The organism is Mucilaginibacter sp. (assembly GCF_028288225.1).
GTDB lineage: Bacteria > Bacteroidota > Bacteroidia > Sphingobacteriales > Sphingobacteriaceae > Mucilaginibacter.
This window is the reverse complement of record NZ_JAQBOC010000014.1, coordinates 40,411-63,280: the sequence shown is the minus strand read 5'-3', so window position 1 is coordinate 63,280 and position 22,870 is coordinate 40,411. Positions and strand designations below refer to the sequence as shown.

20 protein-coding genes and 1 tRNA gene are annotated in these 22,870 nt (G+C 40.4%); 9 read left to right on the top strand and 12 right to left on the bottom strand.

Translation table 11 applies throughout. The features are described 5' to 3' along the window. Positions 1–18: 18 nt before the first annotated feature. A complete protein-coding gene (locus JWQ54_RS03495; protein ID WP_299580276.1) occupies positions 19–612 on the bottom strand; it encodes a UvrD-helicase domain-containing protein in 594 nt (197 codons plus the stop codon). Then, entirely contained in the window at positions 596–2,434 is a 1,839-nt protein-coding gene (locus JWQ54_RS03490; protein WP_299580269.1) for an AAA family ATPase, read from the bottom strand. Before JWQ54_RS03490 ends, JWQ54_RS03495 begins: the two co-directional genes overlap by 17 nt. A 207-nt stretch (positions 2,435–2,641) precedes the next feature. Between JWQ54_RS03490 and JWQ54_RS03485 the strand changes: the two genes are divergently transcribed. The 6 genes from JWQ54_RS03485 (at position 2,642) to JWQ54_RS03460 (ending at position 9,339) form a co-directional block, all read left to right on the top strand. Beyond that, positions 2,642–3,352: a hypothetical protein gene (locus JWQ54_RS03485; protein ID WP_299580266.1), complete on the top strand. Its 711-nt coding sequence runs from the start codon at positions 2,642–2,644 to the stop codon at positions 3,350–3,352. Further along, a complete protein-coding gene (locus JWQ54_RS03480) occupies positions 3,352–4,641 on the top strand; it encodes a hypothetical protein (protein WP_299580263.1) in 1,290 nt (429 codons plus the stop codon). Before JWQ54_RS03485 ends, JWQ54_RS03480 begins: the two co-directional genes overlap by 1 nt. Beyond that, positions 4,638–5,336: an N-acetyltransferase gene (locus JWQ54_RS03475; protein WP_299580260.1), complete on the top strand. Its 699-nt coding sequence runs from the start codon at positions 4,638–4,640 to the stop codon at positions 5,334–5,336. The genes JWQ54_RS03480 and JWQ54_RS03475 overlap by 4 nt, the downstream gene beginning before the upstream one ends. Positions 5,337–5,637: 301 nt before the next feature. After that, entirely contained in the window at positions 5,638–7,362 is a 1,725-nt protein-coding gene (locus JWQ54_RS03470; protein WP_299580257.1) for a hypothetical protein, read from the top strand. 230 nt (positions 7,363–7,592) lie between these two features. Further along, complete coding sequence (locus JWQ54_RS03465) at positions 7,593–8,327, top strand: hypothetical protein (protein WP_299580254.1); 735 nt, start codon at positions 7,593–7,595, stop codon at positions 8,325–8,327. A 10-nt stretch (positions 8,328–8,337) separates the two neighbouring features. After that, a complete protein-coding gene (locus JWQ54_RS03460) occupies positions 8,338–9,339 on the top strand; it encodes a hypothetical protein (RefSeq protein WP_299580251.1) in 1,002 nt (333 codons plus the stop codon). A gap of 56 nt (positions 9,340–9,395) precedes the next feature. Here JWQ54_RS03460 and JWQ54_RS03455 read toward each other — a convergent pair whose 3' ends face one another. Further along, on the bottom strand, positions 9,396–10,109 hold the full coding sequence (locus JWQ54_RS03455) for a hypothetical protein (RefSeq protein ID WP_299580249.1): 714 nt from the start codon (positions 10,107–10,109) through the stop codon (positions 9,396–9,398). Positions 10,110–10,402: 293 nt separating this feature from the next. Here JWQ54_RS03455 and JWQ54_RS03450 point away from each other — a divergent pair, with 293 nt between their 5' ends. From JWQ54_RS03450 to JWQ54_RS03440, 3 genes are all read left to right on the top strand, one after another. Continuing rightward, positions 10,403–10,669: a helix-turn-helix domain-containing protein gene (locus JWQ54_RS03450; RefSeq protein WP_299580246.1), complete on the top strand. Its 267-nt coding sequence runs from the start codon at positions 10,403–10,405 to the stop codon at positions 10,667–10,669. A gap of 936 nt (positions 10,670–11,605) precedes the next feature. After that, the gene (locus tag JWQ54_RS03445; protein ID WP_299580243.1) at positions 11,606–12,502 is read left to right on the top strand and encodes a site-specific integrase; all 897 of its coding nucleotides are present in this window, start codon (positions 11,606–11,608) and stop codon (positions 12,500–12,502) included. Then, positions 12,499–13,551 carry a hypothetical protein gene (locus tag JWQ54_RS03440; protein ID WP_299580240.1) on the top strand — a complete coding sequence of 351 codons (1,053 nt, stop codon included), beginning with the start codon at positions 12,499–12,501 and terminating at the stop codon, positions 13,549–13,551. Before JWQ54_RS03445 ends, JWQ54_RS03440 begins: the two co-directional genes overlap by 4 nt. A 121-nt stretch (positions 13,552–13,672) precedes the next feature. On the opposite strand, the gene JWQ54_RS03435 is transcribed toward JWQ54_RS03440, so the two are convergent. From JWQ54_RS03435 to JWQ54_RS03395, 9 genes are all read right to left on the bottom strand, one after another. After that, complete coding sequence (locus tag JWQ54_RS03435; protein ID WP_299580237.1) at positions 13,673–14,191, bottom strand: hypothetical protein; 519 nt, start codon at positions 14,189–14,191, stop codon at positions 13,673–13,675. A gap of 198 nt (positions 14,192–14,389) precedes the next feature. After that, positions 14,390–15,091 (bottom strand): nucleotidyl transferase AbiEii/AbiGii toxin family protein, encoded by a 702-nt coding sequence (locus JWQ54_RS03430; protein ID WP_299580234.1) that lies wholly within the window; start codon positions 15,089–15,091, stop codon positions 14,390–14,392. Then, the gene (locus JWQ54_RS03425; RefSeq protein ID WP_299580231.1) at positions 15,049–15,549 is read right to left on the bottom strand and encodes a hypothetical protein; all 501 of its coding nucleotides are present in this window, start codon (positions 15,547–15,549) and stop codon (positions 15,049–15,051) included. The genes JWQ54_RS03430 and JWQ54_RS03425 overlap by 43 nt, the downstream gene beginning before the upstream one ends. A gap of 65 nt (positions 15,550–15,614) precedes the next feature. Beyond that, entirely contained in the window at positions 15,615–16,835 is a 1,221-nt protein-coding gene (locus tag JWQ54_RS03420; RefSeq protein ID WP_299580228.1) for a site-specific integrase, read from the bottom strand. Positions 16,836–17,086: 251 nt separating this feature from the next. Further along, positions 17,087–17,160 (bottom strand) — tRNA-Asp (locus tag JWQ54_RS03415). 121 nt (positions 17,161–17,281) lie between these two features. Continuing rightward, on the bottom strand, positions 17,282–17,920 hold the full coding sequence (locus tag JWQ54_RS03410) for a DUF2306 domain-containing protein (RefSeq protein WP_299580225.1): 639 nt from the start codon (positions 17,918–17,920) through the stop codon (positions 17,282–17,284). Beyond that, the gene (locus JWQ54_RS03405; RefSeq protein ID WP_299580222.1) at positions 17,917–19,833 is read right to left on the bottom strand and encodes a WG repeat-containing protein; all 1,917 of its coding nucleotides are present in this window, start codon (positions 19,831–19,833) and stop codon (positions 17,917–17,919) included. The genes JWQ54_RS03410 and JWQ54_RS03405 overlap by 4 nt, the downstream gene beginning before the upstream one ends. 325 nt (positions 19,834–20,158) lie before the next feature. Then, positions 20,159–21,706, bottom strand: a complete 1,548-nt coding sequence (locus JWQ54_RS03400; protein WP_299580219.1) for a DHA2 family efflux MFS transporter permease subunit — start codon at positions 21,704–21,706, stop codon at positions 20,159–20,161. Positions 21,707–21,788: 82 nt separating this feature from the next. Continuing rightward, on the bottom strand, positions 21,789–22,853 hold the full coding sequence (locus JWQ54_RS03395) for an HlyD family secretion protein (RefSeq protein WP_299580216.1): 1,065 nt from the start codon (positions 22,851–22,853) through the stop codon (positions 21,789–21,791). Positions 22,854–22,870: the final 17 nt, after the last annotated feature.

Here is a 22,870-nt window from a genome sequence, read left to right as displayed (position 1 = left end):
ACAGAAAGCCATCATCTCTTATTTTTTCTTTATGTTCAATATTTTTTGAAAGGTAGAGCCTGTTTTGAATTTGAAAGGAGTACCGTCCAATTTGTAGGTCAACTGGTCCCCATCTTTTAAACGATAGTCATAAAGTATCTCGTCGCCATCTCCGCGTTTCCCCAACCATGATTTAAGTTTCGGATCAGGGTAATGGTGCTCATTATATATCTCGTTGTCAATCCGCACAGGCCTTTTCCGGTGTAATGTTTTGTAATAAGGAATGGTCAAAAACGCATCCGTGAAACTCTGAATGGTGCCGATGTAATTCGGATAATTAAACAATCTAGGGCAGAAATGCCCTATTTTACTTTTGATCTCGTCAACAGCCGCATTAGTATGGGATAACACCAAAATACCCGACTTATCGGTAAAGGGCAAATGTTGTTCAAGCGCAATCAACTTTGCCATTAAGGCGGTTGTTTTGCCACTACCCGGTACCGCATGCAAATCAAGGGTGGCTAGGTTTTTTATAAAATCCACCCGCTGGTCATCGAACCCTTTGCCTTCGGGTAAAAGTACACTTTCAGCCAAGCCTATTTGGGCATCTGTGATTTCAATTTCCAGAGGCATGCTTGATCGCTTTGATGATATAATCAATAGTGTCACCTGCTCCAATCCCGTTGATTGCCAGCAACGGTGCTTTTGTCCTGCCCGGATCAAGTTCCAGCGCCGATAATAAAGTTTTCGCCATGCGGTATGCTATCTCCGTTTTGTTAGCTGTTTTATTGATCAGCATTTTCGCCACCCCTTTTTCCATATCCATCCAGTCCGTACGATTGTGGATAGCTTTGATTATTGGCTCAAAAACTGGGCGCATACAGGTTGAATTTAAAAGGCAGTACTCCAACGTCCAATTTTCTGCGATGAAATATTGAACATTATCAGATGATTCGTCGATTTTGGTTTTTTTAGCCAATGTTTCAGCTTTGACAGTTGATCCGTCCCGTAAAACATAATCATAGGTAACCTTTCCATCCTTGTCCAAAACCACTTTCCCGGCCTTGTCTAAAACTATCTCTTTTTCATAAGTACGGATATCAACATCCGTAACGATAGCCACGGGAATATCTATCAATGGCGGATTTTCACGCTGGAACACCTTTGAAAATCTAAGATAGGCAGTGCTTCCTACGTTAATAACCGCTACCCCGCATTCTGTAAGGTCAATTCCAATCGCTTTTGCGATAGCCGGAATAAGCAGTTCCTCGGCCCACCCTTCAACTAAAATGATACCTTTTGCAAAAAACAAGTTTGCTTTAGTGGTGTCAAGGAATATTTCCAGGAACTGGTAGTCGTCTTTGTCCAGTTTGGTCATTCCCTTTGTTAGAGGGAATGCTCTTCCCTTATGGCAAATAATCAAATTTTCGAGTAATATTTTCGAACCGATATTTGGACTATGCGTAGTAAAGATCAGCTGCATATCCTGCGATTCTTTTTTTAAGGTTTCTACCACCTGTAGCTGTACCTGCGGATGTAAATGTGCTTCGATCTCTTCTATCAAACCTAAACGTAGACCGTCCCAGTTATCTTTTTTCAAATGCAGCAATTCTGAAGCGATGCATAACAAATTGTGACTACCCAATCCCAAATTATAGCCATCCTCAAAAAGCAAATTTAGTGATTCCAGGATTCCCTTCAGATCGGCCGGCGTCATTTCAAATTCCGTATTTCTTTTAGAGAATTGGTTCAGGTACATATCGATTACCTCTTTGACACCTTTTCCGAGCAGATCAGCAGCCGGTAATGCCACCCCACTCGCGTCCTCGCCTTTAAAATAACCTGATATTTCCTTGTTAAGTATTTTTGCCAACGACATTAAGCGATGGTTCTTTTTATCATCAAAGGCGGCATGTGCGTACAATATCTGCGATAAGCGCGAATTTCTTTTGGGGGAGAGTTCGCTTTTAGCATCCCTTAGCGGACGCAAATAGGTCGTCCTCAACATTTCTTTAGCTTCGGCGTTCAATATATGGCCGGCATCATCAATACCAGCTTTAATATCTGAAGGCATGATCTTACTATCCCGACGTGAAACATCGTAATAGACAGTCAAATAAGGTTCACCGAGCTTTTTATCGTTAACAACCCAATCGATCCATTCGGTAAAGTATTTTGCCTCGTCATCATTAATATCCTTAAAGCGACATTCTATCCGGAAACGGTCGGCGTCTCTAAAAAAATCCTCATCCTCCACTTTTATCCATTCCGCGCTGTGCGTCTTGAGCACCATTTTAATTGCGTCGATAATAGCTGTCTTGCCCGAATCATTTTCACCAATGAGTACATTGACCCCTTTGCTGAAATCAAGGTTTAGATCTGGCTTTTGGATATCGAGCGATCCCGCGCTTCCAAATATTCGAAAGTTCCAGAGTTTAAGGTTGGTTAAAAACATTGCGAGGTGTTAAAGGTCTGAGCAATATAGCAATAATATATCTCTACGTATTGGGAATTAGTTACCACCTTCTTTGTAGATCTATTTAGAATGATTAAAGTACAGGAGAGCGCCCGCCCCGTTGGGATCGCTATAACACTATGTTTAAAACTCCTTTGCGGAATCCGCTTCGACATTCGTAATTTTCAGTTTTAAAATCCCATCATAATGATCGCAGCACCAACATACCACCGCACCCGGCCGTATTCCGACAGAGAATTGTATTCGGCTATTATGGCTTACCTGGAAAATAATTTCGTGTTCAGGAAGTTGGAGATCGATCAATGGCTTGGTGAAGAACGTGTCGTTTTTAAATACAGGGAAAACTATGATTTTTCACTGTTTAAATGTGGAAAAAGTACTGAAGAAATTTGGTGTGATGGTGATTTGGAAGACTGGCATACCTGTACCCAGAAAATGGTGAAGAACATTTGTTCGGAATTCATTTTTAAAAATAGTGCAGCAGTTGGTAAGCATAGAAAAACCCTCATCAGGGATATTGTGAAAGCGGAGACCAGCTGTGGAGAATTAATTGAAACTATCAAGTTTAATCCCACACTTAAAAAGCTGATCGATAACGGACGTAAAACGGTGAAAGGAATCAAGCCATTGCATTACGCCAGCAATAAGAGGGTTAATGTCGAACTGAACGAAGGCGACCTTTGCTATTTCTGCTGGAATACCAAAAACCCATATGTAGCCAATCCCGCCTATGTGTTCCGAAAATCGGGCAGTTCTTACTTAATTATCTTTTTTACTAATCAGTATAATGGTTCAGAAACCAGTAAACCTGAGATCAACATCGGCCGTTTTATCAATGCGCCAGCCGATGAACTCGGAATTACACCTGAGCAGGCAGTATTACAAAGGTTTTGTTAATGCGTGTTACTGATCACATCAGGTTACTGAAAAAACCGGAAAAGAGCGACCTTAAAACATTTGTACGAATTGAAAAGATAGTTCATAAATGGATATCGACTGAAGCAATTGCTACGCGATACACCGAAGAGATACTTCAACTTTTTCATGATGCGTTTGGTGTGCAGCCCGTCACGTTTATTAAAGATCTGTTTTTCCCCAATCAATTGACATTAAGGGCGACTTACGCGCGTCAGGATTTTATTTTGTCAGCATTCAAAAAGGCGAAAAGAACTATCAAATTAGAAACCCGGCAAATCGCGCTGGAGAATGTTTATCGAAGTATAGTGGCCGATCTGTTCGACCCTTATGTGTCTCTACTCGTAGCGTCCATACAATTAAAAGAGGGTGCTTTTAAGTCATTTGAACTTGCCAACCTGGAACATGGGGAATTTAATAAGTATGAGTTCCTTAAAAAACGATTAGGCTCTGATGATCTGCTCAAAGGGTATTTTTCGATCATCCGTAATGCCATTTCCCATGCCGGCTCACATGGTATTTCCCGTGACGGGGACCATATCCTGTTCAGGAATATCAAACGCAGCGGCCAGCCTTCAGTTAGCGACACCAAAATTGTAACGACAGCACAGTTGATTGATTATATCCAGGACCTGATCGATTTCATTGTTGCTATTGAAACAGCGGTCAATATCATGGGGCTGGACATGAAAGATACCATAGTGCAAACCTCAGAAGCCGCCAGGGCATTCCAGCCTTTAATCACACAAAAACAACTGGCAGTAAGGCGTAATAAAAATGACCGGACCTACGATAAGGTCTGGAATAGCAATAAACTTTCGGAAGAAGAAAGGCGAGACTATTTTATTCGCTTGTTCGCGCAAGGCTGTCAAAAAAACGACATGCCGGCAAGAACAATTCAATTTAAAGATACTTTTGTGATTATTCAAATACCCCGAAAGCCATTGAGGGGCACCGAGGGCCAGTACCTGATCAACCGTATGGCAGAACTCATCAATTATCTCTTGCTAGCAGAAATGTTCTTTCACTTCAAATATTCGGATTATCTAGTAGAAGAAATTAAAGAGCCCGGCGAACAATCGCTGCAATTATGGTTAAAGGCGGATGAGCTCAAGGCCTTTAACATTGGGGAAGCAAGTATCCACGATTTGATGCATGATGGCAAGTTATTCCGCGATACCCAACATCAGCGGGTTGTTGTTGATTTCGATAAGCTGGATGAAACGGAAAATCTGTCTTTGAAATTCGGACGAAAACGTAAGAAAAGATGAGCGATCAAAAATATATTATAGATTTTCAGCCTAAGGAAGCACAGATCGCACAGATCAATATCTGGATGATTGAAGAAAATAAAAAGCGAACGGGGTTGGTACATGATTTGAGTATTCTAAGTTACCATGCTGAAAAAAACACGTTCGCGACGATTACAACTGCAAATGAAACAATTGGATTTGTGACCTGGGACACATTCAAACGTGGCGGTCATATTTCAGTTGCAGCGGTAGCTGCTGAACATCGGCGGTCGGGAGTTGGCTGTTACCTTATTGAGACGTTATTTGCGTATTTGTTGGAAAAAGGGATACTCGCGCTATATTTAGAATGCGCGCCTGCTACATCTGAAAAATTTTGGCGGAAGCTAGGATTTAAAAAAATGCCTCCCATAGATGGGTATTTTAATGGAGATACACCACGGCTTTATAAATGTCTTTTACCGACACAAGAGACGGGCGTGAGTAACGGTTCTTACATTCAGGTATATGAATGGGGAAACGCTAAAAAGATGCGCTGGCCGCTACATTACAAACCAAACACGAACGAATTACTTCAACCGATCATTCAGCCTGTTTCTGGAGACTGGTGCATTGAGCATATTATATCAGAGATACCCAAACAGTCAGAAAAAATTAAAAACTTTCGATCCGGCAGTTACTTAGATGATCCATTTTTGATCATTACTGCGCTATAAAATTATTTGAAAATGATTGCTATGCGGATTGGGGGAATTCTGTGCCTAAACGATAGTTTGAGGGCTTTGTTTGAGATTAGTTAGCTAACTTGCATTTCCAAACTGATATCTAACAGCTCGAAATCCAATGGTAAATTTTGAAGGAGAGGTCCGCCGGATGGACTTTTATTTGCGCGCACAATACATTGATATTAAAACTACTATATACCGGGTTGCGGAATTTGACTACCGGATATTCAGCGAACAATACGGCGAGGATTTTGAAGACATCCAGCGTAAATTTGATAAAGAGATCCGGTTCATGAATTCGCCTGTTAAACTTACCAGGGACCCGGTTTTAGAATACCAAGCAATAATTCCAGGGATCACCGACAAACAAATTCCCCAGAATTTTGAAGGTGTACCAATGACTATTATAGATCTCTACAATTTATTGCTGAGTAAATTTCCCGATATCAATATCTATAAAATTACCGGTGCCCAACCACTTGTTGTTCATGTCTATGCTTATGAAGAGACTACAGCAATGGGAATTACACAACATTTTATAAGTATTGAACAGCGTAACCGCCTGATGTTGTTTTTGACCAACTTGGGAGTTGCTACAACCTGGGAGATCATTGAAGACAAAGTGGTTGCCGCTCCGGAACTCGACAAAAAGCTGGTGCAAAATCCCATTCAATTTTTGAACTCCAATAAATTATGGACAAGGAACATAGGCGAATTCAGCGACCGCGATGAATCGTTGTGGTTCGACCATATTGAGGATATTTACGAAGGGACATTTAAAAAGGACAAGCTTTATTTTTATAAACCCGACGACTATGCTTGTTATATTGATTACACAGGCGGTAGTAAACATATAGATATTCGTAATTTTCTTCTTTTATATCAAACGATCTTCGTCACACCACCGTATGAGAAAGACATCAAACAATGGCTCGCAGAACAACGCATAACGGAACAAGAATACTTTGAACTGGTTTCAAAAGGTCGTATCAAAATTGTCCTGACACAACCTGAGTCACGATACCGGATGGAGTTGTTTAATGAAATGTACAAGATCGCACCTGATTCGATAATTACCCGCCGTGCTGTGGCGGCGTTGCAGCAGATCGATCTGATTGAATTATCTGATAACTTTTTATTTAAAGACCTGTCGCTTTTAAGGGAATTAAAAGCCTTCAGCGAAACCGCCGCACCGCTCATTGGTCAAAACCCAAAAATCTACTATGAAATGCTGACCTGGCCAATCAAAGCAAGAAGAAACTCGTTTGAAATGCTGCATCAGAAAGGCAACATTGCTACTGCTGCTTTTGGGGTTAATAATTTTGCAAGCAAAATCATAGAACAACGATTAGGGAAGAACTATGATTTCGAGTTCTCTGTAAGCGCGGCAAATATCCATTTTGCCCATGCACTCAACGCAACTTATTATCCTTATCAAACTGACCATAAATTCAGCGACCGTTTTTTTACACATGTAATGGGGATCTATCTCAATATGTTCAAGCTTGCTACCCCTGAGCATATTAGTATGCTTTCCAAAACCGATAATGAGTTACCCGTTACACCGATCATACTAAATCCTATAGATATTATTGATGTTAATTCTTACACGCCAATCCTAGAGTTTGAAAACATCATGGATGAAAACCGTGCATATCCTGCCGGTAAAAGACTCATGGACACTTTAGCCGTACTCAGTCCGGAAAAACGTGAAGCTAAGATTGCAGAATACAACCGACAGGTAAATAAAGCGATCCAACGACAAAACAGAAAAGCGTTCAGTATAGACCTTTTGAGCAATGGTATCATAGACGGTATTGGTGCGCTTTCAAATGCAATTGGATTAGGCACGGCATACGCAGTGTTGCGGCAAAGCGGCAGACAACTGATCAAGCAGATTCCCGAATTCAAGAATATCAGCAATACCCTGGAAGATGTCTATTACAAAAAACCAGATAAAGCCAATGTTCATTTTTTAACCAAAATCAACCGTGTTGCAGGTTTAAAAAAGTTTTAGTTTCTAACTCAGTTCAGTCCTAATATTGTTCCAACCATAAAAGATCGCAGACATAAAGTAGCGATTCTGAATGTTTCTTGTATAAAGGATTTGTAACTGATACATTTACAAACCCAACCACTTTGCTACATGCCTCAAATTGAAACAAAACTTGTCGCGTTCATCGATATTCTCGGTTTTTCGAAATTGATTGAAGATTTGATGCCGGAAAAAACGACCAGATATTCGATTTGTTAAAACAAGCCATAGACCCGGCTGCAAAATTTATGCGCGAAAGTTTTGAGCTGGCTAAAGACGGTCCATTTTTTGAATGGAAAGATTGCCTAGATATACGTTTATTTTCAGACTGCCTTTGCGCAGCGGCGCCGTTGAACTTTAAAACTTATGGTTTCATAGAGCAATTAACTTTCTTCTACAAATATTTGATGGGGTACCAGGCCTTATTGATGGCAAACGGCTTCTTTTGCAGAGGGGGCATAACGATAGGATCACATTTTGCTGACGAAAATATGATCTTTTCAGGCGGTCTTGTTGAGGCACACCAGCTTGAATGCGCCAAAGCGGTCTATCCTAGAATCATTCTTAGTGACAGGTTGATAGAAGAAATTCAAAAAAACCAGGAAAGTAATGAGCGAACGCTGGACTATATGTTAGTCAGGGACCAAGAAGGCATTGTCTTTTTAAATCATTTCAATTACACTCTGATGGATGCAGCACTACAAGATGGCGAAGTCGCCGCACTTATGAAGGCAATCGGAATTGACGGAATGCTTAGTGGAGCAAGTTTTTTTGAACGGGATCAACAAAATAAAATAACAAGCATGGCTGATATCAAGAAAACTTGCGATCATATTATTTCTGGGACAGATAGTGATCATATTAAATCAAAATACCACTGGCTAAACGATTTTATAGAATTCGAAAACGGCAAAAACAGCAACTTCGCTTCTTTTATTCACTGGTAGTTTTACAATTATGCCTTTCAAACATTTTCTTACAACTTCCTTAAATTTTGAACGCACGCATCAGCTTATTCTGCAATGCCTGTTGAATGACGCGTTGTTCCTAAAGGTTATGACCGGCATATCGGTAAGTTCTTATACTGTGCAGTTGGAACCGCTTGGTGGGCTATTTGATATTGGCATTTACGAATCCAATGAAACTTATATCTGTTTGATCGAGATAAAGATGTGGTCGAATCTTTCCAATACTCAATTAGAGCGGCAATGGAAATATTTGGAAAATCAACGGTGCGCGGGCATTCACATACTATTGGGAACTTCAGACCTGCAGTTCCACCGAGACGCAAATTATGATGAGCTGGCAGAACATACATATGAACATAGTTGTAAAATTGGCTATAATGAATTAGTCGCTGTCCTTGATAAGTTTGGAGAAATGTGTGATCCTTCGTTGCCAGTGGCGGTTATTGCCTGCGATTATAAAAATGCTTTGCGCAAGCAAGCAGATTCGCTGGATGACGCCTGGCTTAATCCTACAGCGCACCGACATTTCCAATCTTATTCGGCTTACAGTAAAATCAAGCGCTATCTTTTAGATGAATGTTTTTATATTTATTCAGTCAATAACGCAGGTGGGGCCTCTTACATACTAAATGACGACAGGTCATGGACGAAGTTCAGGTATAGGGGACATGATTTTGAAATTTATCAAGAAATGCTGGATTTGCAACTCATGATTAGGATACATGGTGCAGGAATTCCAAATGACATCAAAAACAAATTGAAAGAAAGGGTCATTAAGGAATTGACCTCAAGGGACAAATATAACCTGCCGTGGTCGTTCGAAAGTAAAAGTAGCAAATATCATAAGATTGCTTTCTTTAAGCCCAAATTGGAAACCTTAGAGGATTGCCAATATGTGGCTGAAATATTAAAATTTTTAAATCCAGTGATCAAAGATATTGTACGAACGATAAAAGATAAAACATTAATTATCAATAATCTAAAATCCTGACAAAGCTACTTACATTAACGAATAGTTAATTATAGACCACTTCGAAATAATTAGTTTTAGTAATTAGCTACTTTTCTTCGATAGTTCAGCCAACTATTCACCTGTGCAACTAATATATTGGAATGCATATCTGGATAATGCAATTCCACGTATTCCTTAAAAGACCCGATAATTTTAATATCATCCCATTCCATCGCTGTCAGGCAAAGCAACGGCCATTTCTTGGAATGTATCATAAAACTATATAATTGCAAATATGGCGGTGCTTTTTGAAAAGCCTGCTCAATGAGTTCATCATATAAAGATTTCTTGAGCATTTTTTTTAAGTCTATTGCCAGGTCATAAGTTACCACATGCGGCGTACCCCACTTAATTAGTTCTGCAATATGCAGCATCCCCTTGTCGTCAAAGAATGAGCACATATAAGTAATAAAGTCAAATTCGGTTACATCGCAAAGATCTGTACTGAAATAAGAATAGAGATTTTTAAATGCTTCTAATGAAAATCCATCCTTCAGTTTATCAATGACATATTGAATCACTTCATTTTCTTTTTTGATGACCTGCTCCATTTCTGGCCCTTTGCCAGTGCCAGCAGGTGTGTCCCTGGCATATCTTGTTTTAGAAAACAATTCAAAATAATAGCTTTTAAAAAATATCGTCTTCCGCTCAAAAGTTACCTGAACGTATAATGGATGGGTTAGTTGGCCGTAGAAATCCACCTGCTTCAAACGATCATTTAGGTAGGTCTTATAACTGATCTTATTCACTTTTTTTTTAAAAATATTTTTTGATACGATTTGACTGCTTTTGATGTTCGCCGCTTTTGATTAAACCGAAATAGTTAATCAGAATTACCAAAAACGATCAATCGCAATTATGCCGTTTGCTAATTGAATAAGTCAAAGCTAATCATTTGTTTTGATGTATTTTAATTTATCAAAACAATATTTTATATTTGTTTTAAATAAAAACTGCTGCAATTAAATCAATTGCAGATTAAAACTCGCCATTCCCATAGGTCAGCGAATGGCGCGACAAACTATTTTATTAACTAAATTAAATGCGACCAAATGAATTAGTAACAACAGAGGCTCTGGATGCCTTTGAAAAAAGAATCCTGGAAAAAATTGAAGCTCTTCTTCAGCCTGAAAAAAGACAAAGCAAGCAATGGGTAAAGAGCAAGGACGTGAGAAAACTGTTAGATATCTCACCAGGCACTTTACAAAATCTGCGCATTAATGGCACACTTTCATTTACCAAAGTGGGCGGCATGATGTATTACAAATTGGAGGACATTCAAAAAGTCCTGGAAGGAGGTAAACAATGACACCCTCTGTTAAAGTCAATAAATTCAAGGTGTACAATGAGCGGGTGATGAAAATGAAAGAAGATCCTAGTTTATCTATAAGTCATTCAAGTCTTTACAATGCTTTGTTTATCTGTTTACAGCAGAATGATGGGATTACTCCTTTTTCAGTTAGTCGTAGGAAACTGATGTGCTATAGCAATATTAGATCTACCGGTACCTATCATAAATGTATTAAGAAGTTGGTTGAATTAGGTTGTATTAAATATAACCCATCTTACCATCCTATAAAAGGCAGCCTGATTTCCTGGCAGGAGGAAGTATCTTGAGATCTACCGATCTTACGATCATAAGATCGGTAGATCATGCTATCAGTAGATCTTAATATCGTTAAATCGTGTGATCTGCAAATCTTACGATCACGTTATCTGTCTATCTAAGCCCAAACTGGACGAGCCGTTTTCGAGAATCTCGAAAACGGCTTTTTATATGCTTCCGAAAATCACCCTGTCACTTTTTCAGACATCAAATAACTTAAAATCATTATCAAAAAACACATTGCTTTTGTAACTGCAAGATGTCTTTTTGTCACACAAAAAGTCTCTTGCCCTCCCGGGAGGATTTAAAAAAATTCGCAACTCATTTTTTCTTGGAAGCCTTTAAAAAATTGCAAGAAAGCGTTGTTCCTGATTAGTTAGATGGGCAACAACAAATAAATTACTATCGTGGGATTACCTTACTCACCACTATCGCAAAGGTAGTCCAAGCCGGAATAAAATGTCAAGGGTATACAAGCGAGCCGTATTGTAAGCTTTCAGCGGCCGGCTCGCCCTTGACATTTTATCCGGCTTTGCTTTTAGTTGCTTACATAGTGATTAAGGCTGTATTGCTCATAGCTGTCAAAAAAGAAAAAGAATTTAATAAAGTCGATATGTGCTATAAGCGCATGTTTGCCGGATGAAAATTAAAAAAAATAACAAATCCATTGGCTTGCTTTTTCAGCAGGCACTCGACAGAAAACTTACATCCGACATCAGTAAACTGCATAGAGATAGCCTTCGGTATGCCTACAATCAGTTCATGATCTTTTTAGGGCCAGAAGGCCGTGAAATGTCAATCAAGAAATTAAAGACATCTACAATCGAAGAATTTCTCCAACGGTACAATTCATCCGCTACGAGCTATATGAATAAAAGGCGTGAATTGAGTTCCCTTTTTAATGCGGCTACACGACTAATCGATGAATCTTTAATGACGGTTAAGAAAACAGAAGTACAGAAAATCAAGCCTACACTTCATTTAGCCTATGAAAAGGATCAACTAAAACCAGTGCTCAATTTTCTAAAAGCCAGGCAAACCAATCTTTATCGCTGCTGCCTGATAACCTATGGCTGCTTATTACGCCCTCATGAGGAGATACGGCTACTGACTAAAAAGCATTTTAAGATTAACAATACCGAGATCCATTTGGATGGCAGTGAGAATAAGGGCGGCAAGATCCGGGTTGTCTATGTACCCGATTATGTAAGGCACGAACTGGAGCCGGTTCTTGACGGGATTAAAAGAGATGACAATATATTCAGTTTAATTAACGAGCCATTTAACGATGATTACTTCAGCAAACAATGGTCACGGGAAAAGAAGATATTATTGAGCCATGGGTTGATATACCCTAAACAAACATTATATTCTTTTCGACATACCGCCGCGATAGATGTATTTCGCCGTACGAAGGATGTTTATATGGTTCAGAAGATGATGGGACATTCGTCAGTACTTATAACGATGAAATATCTGCGAAGCCTGGGTGAGTTTAACATGGATGAGTTAAAGTCAGCAGCGCCAGTCTTATGATCAGATTTACACGTAAAGAAATCTACCAGATGGTATGGGAGCTACCAATGACAGAGATTGCTAAGAAATATAAGATATCGGATGTTGGTTTTCGTAAAATATGTCTCCGTATGAATATTCCTGTTCCCAAAACAGGTTCCTGGGCTAAAGTTAAGGCAGGGCATCATAGGCGCCAACCTAAGTTGCCGGCAAAGTGGGACGGACAAAATTTTATTGAACTCAAAGAACGTCCTCAGGAACAACCTGTTAAAAAAACTTCCGAACGAATACAGCTCGTTAAGGAAATAACACAGAAGAAATTACCATTTAAGGTACCAGGACGGTTGATAAATCCTGATCCGCTAATTATAGCTGCAAAAGAAAGTTTGGAAAAACTGACTGATATCAATTACCCTGGAATGGCTGTAACGACCAAAGGGCAATTGGACATTCGCGTGGCATCATCTAATGTTGGGCGGGCACTTCGTTTTATGGATACGCTAATTAAATGCGTACGTGCCCGAGGATACATTTATGAGATAACTATAGATGGGAATTATATTGTTGTTGGTGAGGTAAAACTCAGGGTCAATTTTCGAGAACGAACAACCAAATTCAAGGCGGATAAACCCTATCAGGAATTTGAGTGGCGGCCAAATGGTAAAATAGTGTTTCGACTTGATGACAGGTTAAAGTCTGAATGGGGGGATTCGAAAACCAAACTATTAGAAGACCAGCTGCCAAAAATACTGGCTAAGTTGGATATATCTGCTAAACAAGAAGAGGAGTATTTAAAAAACGCAAGTTTATGGCAGAAGAACTGGGAAAAGCAACGTAAACTTCAGGCAAAACGTGATGCACACCAGCATGAAGAGCGAGAGAGTTTTAAAGAGTTAATAACGCAGGCCAAACGCTGGAAGCAGGCCCAGCTTATTCGCGGGTACCTTGCTGCAATACCCAGCCCCAATAATGACTGGCTGGCTTGGGCCAGGCATAAAGCAGATTGGCTCGACCCAGTTACAATGGCTGAAGATGAATGGATGACTGAAGGAGATAAGGATATCTTTTAACGGCAACTGATTCTAATACACCAGAGCGGCTGTATCATATATATATTATGATACAGCCGCTTTTCTTAATTTATTCGGATATTTATCTAATTGACTATCAAGAATGGCTTCGATTGCCTCTTCAAAAAACCAATTCAAAAGATTTTTTTAACAGCTCTAAGGCTTTTTTTTGCTCCCTAACTTTACCCACGCGGATCGCATCGACTAAAGCAAGTTTATCATATAGCCGTTCATCATTCATTGCCGCCATCACTTGATTGGGGTATAGCGGTATTATCGCCTGGCCTTTTGATTTCCCATCAGCACTTGGCCATACATAGGTTTCATCAGATACAAAGTAATGCTTCAGAATGGGAGCGCTGTGTGCGGTTGGCAGCCCGCGAACAATTGCGCCTGGCTCAGCCGGGAAAACAAATTTCAACCCGTGTTCAATAAAATTATACAGGGCAGTTTTAAAAACAACCCGTTTATCAGGACTGATCAATTTGGCAATCATGGAACGATTTAAGGATTCGCTGATCTCAGAATTGCTGATGTATAAACTAGTCGCAAGATCTTTGTTCAGCCAGTTTTTATCTGACGAGGTTATTTTCAGCAGTAAGACCAAATCATGCGGCCTCATCCCATTATGTGCTTTCATATACGAATATAACCACCAATTTCTAAATTCGCGATTTGCGAATTTAGAAATTGGTGGTTTGGTTATTTCGCAATAAGTATTAAGTCGTTAATGCATAGGTGGTATTTCGTCCACCGCCAAGCTCTTTCTCCGCAAATCTGCGGAGAATCTGGAATTTATTCTCCGCAGATTTGTAAGGATTGACAATGTGTGTGTCACTTATCTTCGATACCCCCCTCTGCCTCGTTCTATATCTTCAGAATTATCATCATCGTCCCGATCAAATCCTGGGTTTTGTTGCATCCTATCATATTCGGCTATGGCGCTGGTAATGCTTTTATTTACATCCTGCCATTTTAGACTTTTATCTTTAAGAATTACCGGAACGCTAAAGTCAATATCGTTATGATAAAGAAGGGATTTCCGAGCCATGGATTGATTCACATCAGGATACTTACTACAATAAAAATCCAGTATGTCTTCATAACCAAATTCCTGGAGGAGGTAATGGATATCTATAAAGTCCTTGATTCGATGTCCACTACGAACTATAGCATTTATTTTCATCGCGGCAATATCCTCTAATGACATCATCCGAATCCCTTGAATAGTTTCAATTTGCTTAACCGGCGGGTATTTGTGGCTTATCAGGTCAAAATCCACGTCAAAAATACTTCCACTAACGTAATTGTTTTTTTGTCCCCTGATCTCGGCGTGATATTGTTTTTTCAAATGGCCCGCTAATTCCTCACCATCAAAATCCCCGATATTAAAAAGATCTATATCTATAGACTCCCGGTGACCAAGCTTCAGTGCTAAAGCGGTTCCTCCAACTAGGTGAAAAGAATTGAACTGCTGATCTCGCATCAGCTTTTTGATTAGATCCAGTGTCCCTGGTTTAACTGTTTCTTCGTGTAACATTTGAGCTCATTTTTGCTCAACTGAAAATATTCACAAACAGCATCAACGGTCATATCGGTTAAATAATTGATTTCTTCTTTCAGAGAATGGATAAGGTTGTCCCTTCCATAAAATCGTATCATTTCTTCCCATTCTGATTTGTTGCCCTTATTAAGCACCCGCTCCATAATCGTCAGCCTTGACCTTCTCCAATCAATTTTATCAAAATCAAAATCCCAGAATAATACAGGCGGCAGGTTAGGCCTGGTGACTTTTTGTATCAATGGCTGCCGCTCTATTTTAACATCATCATTTTCAAATGGGATTTTTTTCTTGGAAAGGTAATTATTGAGGGTATGATAATTAAAATCAGGGTAGCTGTCGCAAAAACCTTTCAGGCTTGAAAATACATCAATATCGATTCCTGCAAAGCGTTTCCAATGAACTAATACTACTCTTTTATTGATCTCTTTTATCATACCCAAAATTAACTAAAAACTATACGAACTGCCTAATATTTGTGAATATTTGTCAATTGATGGGTTTAATTAATTGCCGACAGCTTAACTTTAAGTGCGGCCATATCAGAACTGATCTTATGATCCATTACCTTAGCATAGATCTGTGTGGTCTTGATGCTGGTGTGCCCCATCATCTTAGCCACACTCTCTATCGGAACGCCATTATTAAGCGTTACGGTAGTGGCAAACGTATGCCGGGCTATATGGAAAGTCAGTAATTTGGAAATGCCACACAAGTCGGCTATCTCCTTTAAATAGGCATTCATTTTTTGGTTACTCATCACCGGTAGCAAAAGATCATCGACAATACATTGCGGATTATCCTCGTATTTTTCAATAACTTTTAATGCTGCCGGCAAAATGGGAATGCGGGATAAAGTATCTGTTTTTTGGCGGTTGGTATGGATCCATAGGTTGCCGTCGATTCCCTTAGCCATTTCGGAACGTTTAAGCTTTTTAACATCGACATAGGCAAGCCCGGTATAACAACTAAATAGGAAAATATCCCTAACTAAACGCAGCCGATCTACGGAAAATTCCTTTTCTGCGATGGCCGTCAAATCTTCCTTGGTCAGCACAACCCGGTGAACTTTTTTGGTTTTGGGCTTATAATTCAAATACGGGTCGACCGTAAGCCAGCCGTTTCCCAAACAGATACGGACAATTTTCCCAAGATTTTTGATGTACTTAATCGCAGAATTGTTCGCACACTTGCGCACGCTTCTAAGATAATATTCAAAGTCATTAAGGAATTCGAAATTGATTTTTGTGATAGGTATGTCAGAAACATTGTGCTGCCATTGCATAAAATCTTTGGTATGCATTAAAGCTGTTTCATAACGCTGCAGCGTGCTCTTCTCAAATTCCTGCCCTACCAGGCTACGCATCTTTTGGTTATGATCTTCAAAAACGCTAACCAAGGTGCGTCCCTTTTCAGTTTTACCAATAAAGCGATTTTTGAGGCTTTCGGCAGTAACCATTTCGTCATTAACCGTCATCCAGCGATGAAAATCCTGGGCTTTGGCCTGCAAGGTGTCGAGATAAGCGTTTAGTGTGCGAACGTCTTCTTTGGTGCCAATAGCACGGCCGGCTTGTGCATTCCAGCGGGAAGGATCGCAAGTATTACCGGTTGAGGCTTCGGCCCGTCGTCCATCAACGGTAAACCGCAGATAAATGGCTACCGGGCCATTTTTGTAGGTAGAGCGCTTCTTTAAATAAAAAAGCAAATTGATGTTAGTTCTCATTACAAATGAATTAAATAGTGAAACAAAATTGATTATTCCATCACTTGCAATCAAGATGTTCACTCGCTGAACATCTTCTAAATCAGTTACTTATGGCTTTTCTGGTGAGCATCTTTTTAGCTTTAATATGCTCACCGAATTGCTCACCTTTTTTATGCTAAAACATGCATATTTTGGCATTTTCGGCCAAACAAAAAAGCCTGTAAATCGATGATTTACAGGCTTTTAGGCAATTTTGACATTGTTTTCAGCGGAATGGACGGGACTCGAACCCGCGACCCCATGCGTGACAGGCATGTATTCTAACCAGCTGAACTACCACTCCGTTTGGGATGGCAAATATACGCACCTTTTTGTTTTACACAAGCTGTTTTTTAAAAAAATTAATTTTATGTAAAAAAACACGCCTGAATTACTCTTGAAATAGGCTTTTGTACTATAAAAAATCATTCGCCAATGTTAAATCGATGCTCTTTATAGCTGTAGTTTATCCACTCGGCTACTAAAAGGTTAGGGACCCAGCTTAAAAAAGCTATAATGAGATAGTTATTTTCAAAACCTACACCACTGCCTAACACGGTGAAGAGCCAGATATATAATCGTAAAGTTACTGCTCCCAAAGCCAGGGCATAGCTTCTTCGCATCATTTTAATATGGTCTTCAATGCGGCCGTTCATTACCAGCAGCCATGCGGCGAGGGTAAATGTTATCCATAGGGTGTTTTGCAGCAGGAAGGATATACATACACCTGTACCCCGATTAACAAACAGGGTCATAATGTAAGCCCCCGGTGCGGCAAAAAACAAGACTCCGAATACATAAAGTTTGCCCAGCGACTTATGTAATGCCCGGTTATTATAGACCTTTTTTGAGAACTGAAAAAAGCCAACCAATAAAATAATGCTGCTGCCAATGATATGGCAATAAAAGGCGGGCAGGTACCAGCCGGTTTTAACTGCCGCCTGCTTTATGTGCAAAAACGATGACTGGCCCTTAAAATCGTAATACTGTAAAAATGTACCGGCGCACAATATAGCCACCCAAAAAAACGCCGCATACCACAATACCTTCAGCGCAATTTTCATTTAGCGGCAATGGTGTTTTGAGGCGGCTTGGCCGTACCTTTAAGCCGCTCGTTAATCCAGTTGATGTTGTATTTGTCAACTACGGTTAATGAGTCGTCAACATTGGCCAGGCCTGGTTTTTTACCGTCGGCAGTTTGTTGGTATGCGCCATTATCGCTAAATAAAAAGTCCCATCTTTTATCCTTAAACTGGTAGCCATAGTCGGCAAATATCTCGTTTTTCATGTAGCGCAGCATTTCGGGCGTTACCCGGTTAATTATCGTTTTCCGGGCTTTTTTATCATTGGGCCCGCTTACATCCACGTTGTAACAAGCGTTTAAGTACGAGTCATCCATTTTAACATATTTGGTAAAACCAAAATTGCGGCCGTTGGGCAGCTCAACCAGTTTGTTGTTTTTAACGGCAAGGTAATGGTAATACGGCCCGCCTTCTACCGTTTTTGTGCTGTCGTAAAGCTCAAACCATAAAACCGCGCCCGCTTTTACCTCATACAGCGAATCGTTTATTACCTTAATGCTGTTTACATCGCACAAACCTTCTAACGAGTTTCCACCCATTGGGCTGAAATCCGTTTCCAAATCCTGGGTAAGTATCCTGTTATTTTTGTTATCAACAATTAAAATGTTCTTTTTGTCGTAAAACTCGCTCCGGCCGCCTAAAAAATAATCCCTTATCGAGTAAAACGATGCTACCAGCCAATTTTCAGGCTGTTTGTCGGTGCCCCGGTGTTTTACTTCGTAATTTGTGTGGATATTGTCATCAGCAACATTGCGCAGCGGGTTTTTAAAATCCACCCATCTGGGTGTCAAATTCAAATCCACCAGGTAGGACGGCGCTATGTAAAGCCCACCATTCTCCTCTCTCGAATTATATTCAGTAACAACACCTGTGGTATTTTTAACCAGGTCGGATGAACTGGCCAGGCTTTTAACCCTGGATATAAAATCGGCTATCTTCAGGTCGACCTTTTCAGAGATGGCCATGTCGGGCTTCAGGTAAAAGTAATCTTTCCCTTTGCGTAAAACGGCCAGGTTTGCATCGTTGGTTAGCGGCAGTATTTGGTCATATTCAACCGGGATTATAATTTTTCCGTCCAAATTATAAAAGCCTCTTTTGCCATCTTTTTCAACCTCAACCAGGCCAGGGAATGTCCCGCTGATATTGTATATAAGGTCGTAACCAGGCGAAATTACCTCTTTCAAATCCGCGTTAACCAGCCCCATTTTATAGGGCTGTATCACCGAGTCTTTTTCGCGGTTCAGGTCCTTATACATATCCCAGGTTCCCTTAACCACATAAAAAAATGTTTGTTTATCTATATGAGCAAACCAAATAACGCTATCGTAAGCGGCTTTTAACGATTCGGCCGTTTTAAAAGCGGCAAGCGTAGCGGGGCTGTAAATATCCTTATCGGTTAAGGTTTTTGATTTGATAAAGCTTTCGTAAGCAATATAATCAGCAATAAAGCCCTTCGCATCAACCGTCATTATTTTGTAGTGGTGCCCCTTGGTTTTATGTATAGTAAACTTAAGCAACGATTGTTTGCCGGTTAATGCCTCGTGACTGAGCTTTACCGGCACGCTGGCCACCACAAGGCCGCCGTTAATAACTTTTATAGTTGCTCCGTCAACATCCAGGCTTATACCGGCAAGCGGTTTTGAATTGCTGTTCAAATCCTTTTTACCTTCTATTAAGTTGGTAAGCCTGGCAAAAACTTTATGCCGTTTACTTGCATCAAAGCAAGCAAGCGCGGAGTCGGTATTGCCGGCCACAATATGTTTATTAAAGGCCTTTAAAAATTCGTATACTTCTATTTTTTGTACTTTTTCGGTGGTTTTACATTTCACCATTAATAATATAGCCGTAATAGCAACTATGCCGGTTGCGGCTTTCAGGAAAGGCTTGGTTTTCATAACACCAATATAGGGGTTTTATGTTGACCCAATAATATTTTAAAAGGAGATTTAAATGTGGGCGAGATATGCACAAAGAATAAAATTTAGTGCTGTTTTTATTTTTTCAAAATAGCTAACAGCTTAAATTTCATCTATTTTTCATTAATCGCATTTCTATCGGCAATAAAATTTGCGTTTTTCGCTTAAAAAATTGTACATTTAGGCCTTAGATTAAATAAATCCTGGCTTCAGACAATATAATTTGTTACCGGGGTGATAATAAAATTTTAATTGTAGTTTTTTGGGGAAAGCTGTTCATGTTAAAATGAACAGCTTTTTGTCATTAATGGGCATCTACAGGCATCTTTACAGCCTTTTTAAACGGCTGCAAATAAAGCAGCGGGATTGAAAAAAGCATTACAAGCCCTGAGATCCAGTAAGCATCATCATAAGTTAATAATAGCGTTTGCTTTATCACAGCACCTTCAATAGCGGCATAAGCCATGTGGGTGGCATCCAGCAAAGACTTTCCTTTTGCCATAAAACTGTGCGTTAACATGTCAAGGCGCTGATTAAAGTTGGGATTATACGGATTAATATTAGTTAAAAGGTTACTCCGGTGAAATCCTGAACGGATATGGATAATTGTAGTTAACACCGCAATACCAAATGAACCACCCAGCTGGCGCATCATGTTATTTAATCCTGTGCCTTGCCCTAACTCAGGGCCCTTCAAATCAGCTATTGCCAATGTGGTTAGCGGAACAAACAGTAATGCCATACCTACACCACGTATTAGCAGCGGGATAAGCACATCACCCTGCCCGGTACTAAGGGTTGAGTTACTGAGCATGGTGGTAAACACAAAGAACAGGAACATACCCGCCGTAGCCATAAACTGGGCTGGAATGCCCTTGTTAAGCATTTTACCAATAAATGGCATCATTATAATGGTACATAACCCTCCCGGAAACAGCAGCTCGCCGGTTTGCTGCGCTGTGAAGCCGAGCAAGTTTTGGCAGAATACCGGGAACACGAATACCGATCCGTAAAGGCCGAAGCCCAATACAAATGAAGTAAACATGCCAACCGCGAAACTTCGGTGCCGCAAAATGCCGAAATTCACTATCGGGTGCTCAATGCTCAACTCGCGCCATATAAAGCATATTGTTCCAATTACGGCGGTTATGGTAAGCACCAGGATATACGTTTTAGCAAACCAATCTTCCGATTCGCCTTTTTCAAGAATGGTTTGTAAGCTGCCAACTGCCACCGCCAGCAAGCCAATGCCCCACCAGTCTACCGGCTTTCCCTTCCCTTCCTTTGGTGTTTCGTGTATAAATGTATACGCACAGAAGGCAGCAATAGCCCCAACAGGAATGTTCACATAAAAGATCCACCTCCATGAGGCGTGGTCAGTAATGTAGCCTCCGATGGTTGGCCCAACGGTTGGCCCAACAACCGCCCCCAAACCAAATAATGCAGTAGCCGTGCCTATTTGTTCGCGTGGCCAGGTTTCAACAAGGATAGCCTGTGAGGTTGATATTAGTCCCCCGCCTGCAATTCCCTGTAATATCCTGAAAAGCACCAGCTCATCAAGGCTGGTAGCATTACCACACAAAAATGATGCGATGGTAAATACGATAATTGATGTAATAAAATATTGCTTTCGTCCAAACCGGCTTCCCAACCAGCCGGACATTGGCAATACAATTACGTTTGCAACTGCATAACCTGTAACAACCCAGGCTACGTCTTCAAGTGTGGCACCCAGGTTCCCCTGGATGACGGGCAGGGACACATTTACTATCGTGGTATCTATCAGTTCCAGTAACGAAGCTACGATAACCGTAATGGTAATGATCCACTTTTTAAAGCCAGTTTCAGCCATTTCTTTAGTATATCTTATTTAATAAATAGTCTTAAGTTCTGAGTCAGCAGTCTTGAGTCAAAAGCGACTTTCGACTACTGACTTATTCTTTCACTACTACTGATACATTTACGCTCATTCCCGGGCGCAGTTTATCCATATTTTCTTTTGATCCGCTTATTTTTATCTTAACCGGGATGCGTTGTACAACTTTAACAAAGTTACCGGTTGCGTTATCCGGCGGCAATAAGGAGAATTTAGCGCCCGTTGCAGGTGAAAAATTGAAAACACTTCCTTCCAGTTTCAGGTCAGGATAAGCGTCAACTTCAATATTCACTTTTTGCCCGTTACGGATCTTATCTAATTGTGTTTCTTTAAAATTAGCCGTGATATATATGCTGTTGTCGTTAACTATAGAAAACAAAGTTTGCCCGGCCTGCACCAGCTGACCTACCTGTACATTCTTTTTTGATGTGATACCACTTGATGGCGCTTTAACAATAGTATATGATAGCTGCAGCTTTGCATAGTCGACATCAACTTGCTTTTGACTTACGCCGGTGTGGGTTACATTAAGCTGGCTGCGTGTAGTGCCTACTTGTTCCTGTGCTGCTTTATATTCATCCTGCGAGGCGCTGTAGGTGGCCTGTGCCACGTCCAGGTCGGCCTTGGCCTGGTCAAACTGCTGCTGGGTTACTGAGCCATCCTTTACCAGGTTAGCATAGCGGTCATAATCTTTTTTTACTTTATCCAGCCTTGCAGCTGCTGATGCTACCTGTGCTTTGGCGCTTGATGAGTTTGCTGCGTTTGCAAAAATTTGCGACTGGCCAACATTTATACCTGCGCTTGCGCCGGTTTCGGCAGCTAAAGCCTGTTCAAGTTTAATTTTGTAATCGTGGTCATCAATTTTTACCAGCACCTGGTCCCTGTTAACATGTGTATTTTCCTGGAAGTAAATGCTGTCAACATAGCCGCCAACACGTGCAACTACCGGGCTTATATCGCCATCAATTTGTGCATCATCCGTGTCTACGTGTTTGCCGTAGTATATATATTCTTTGATCCCGAAAATAATCCCTATTACAAGTATTAATCCCAGTATAATAGGAAGTACTTTGTTTGGTTTCTTTTTAGGTTCATTTTCCTGTGTTTCGTGTGCCTTTGCCATTGTATGAATTGTTTGGT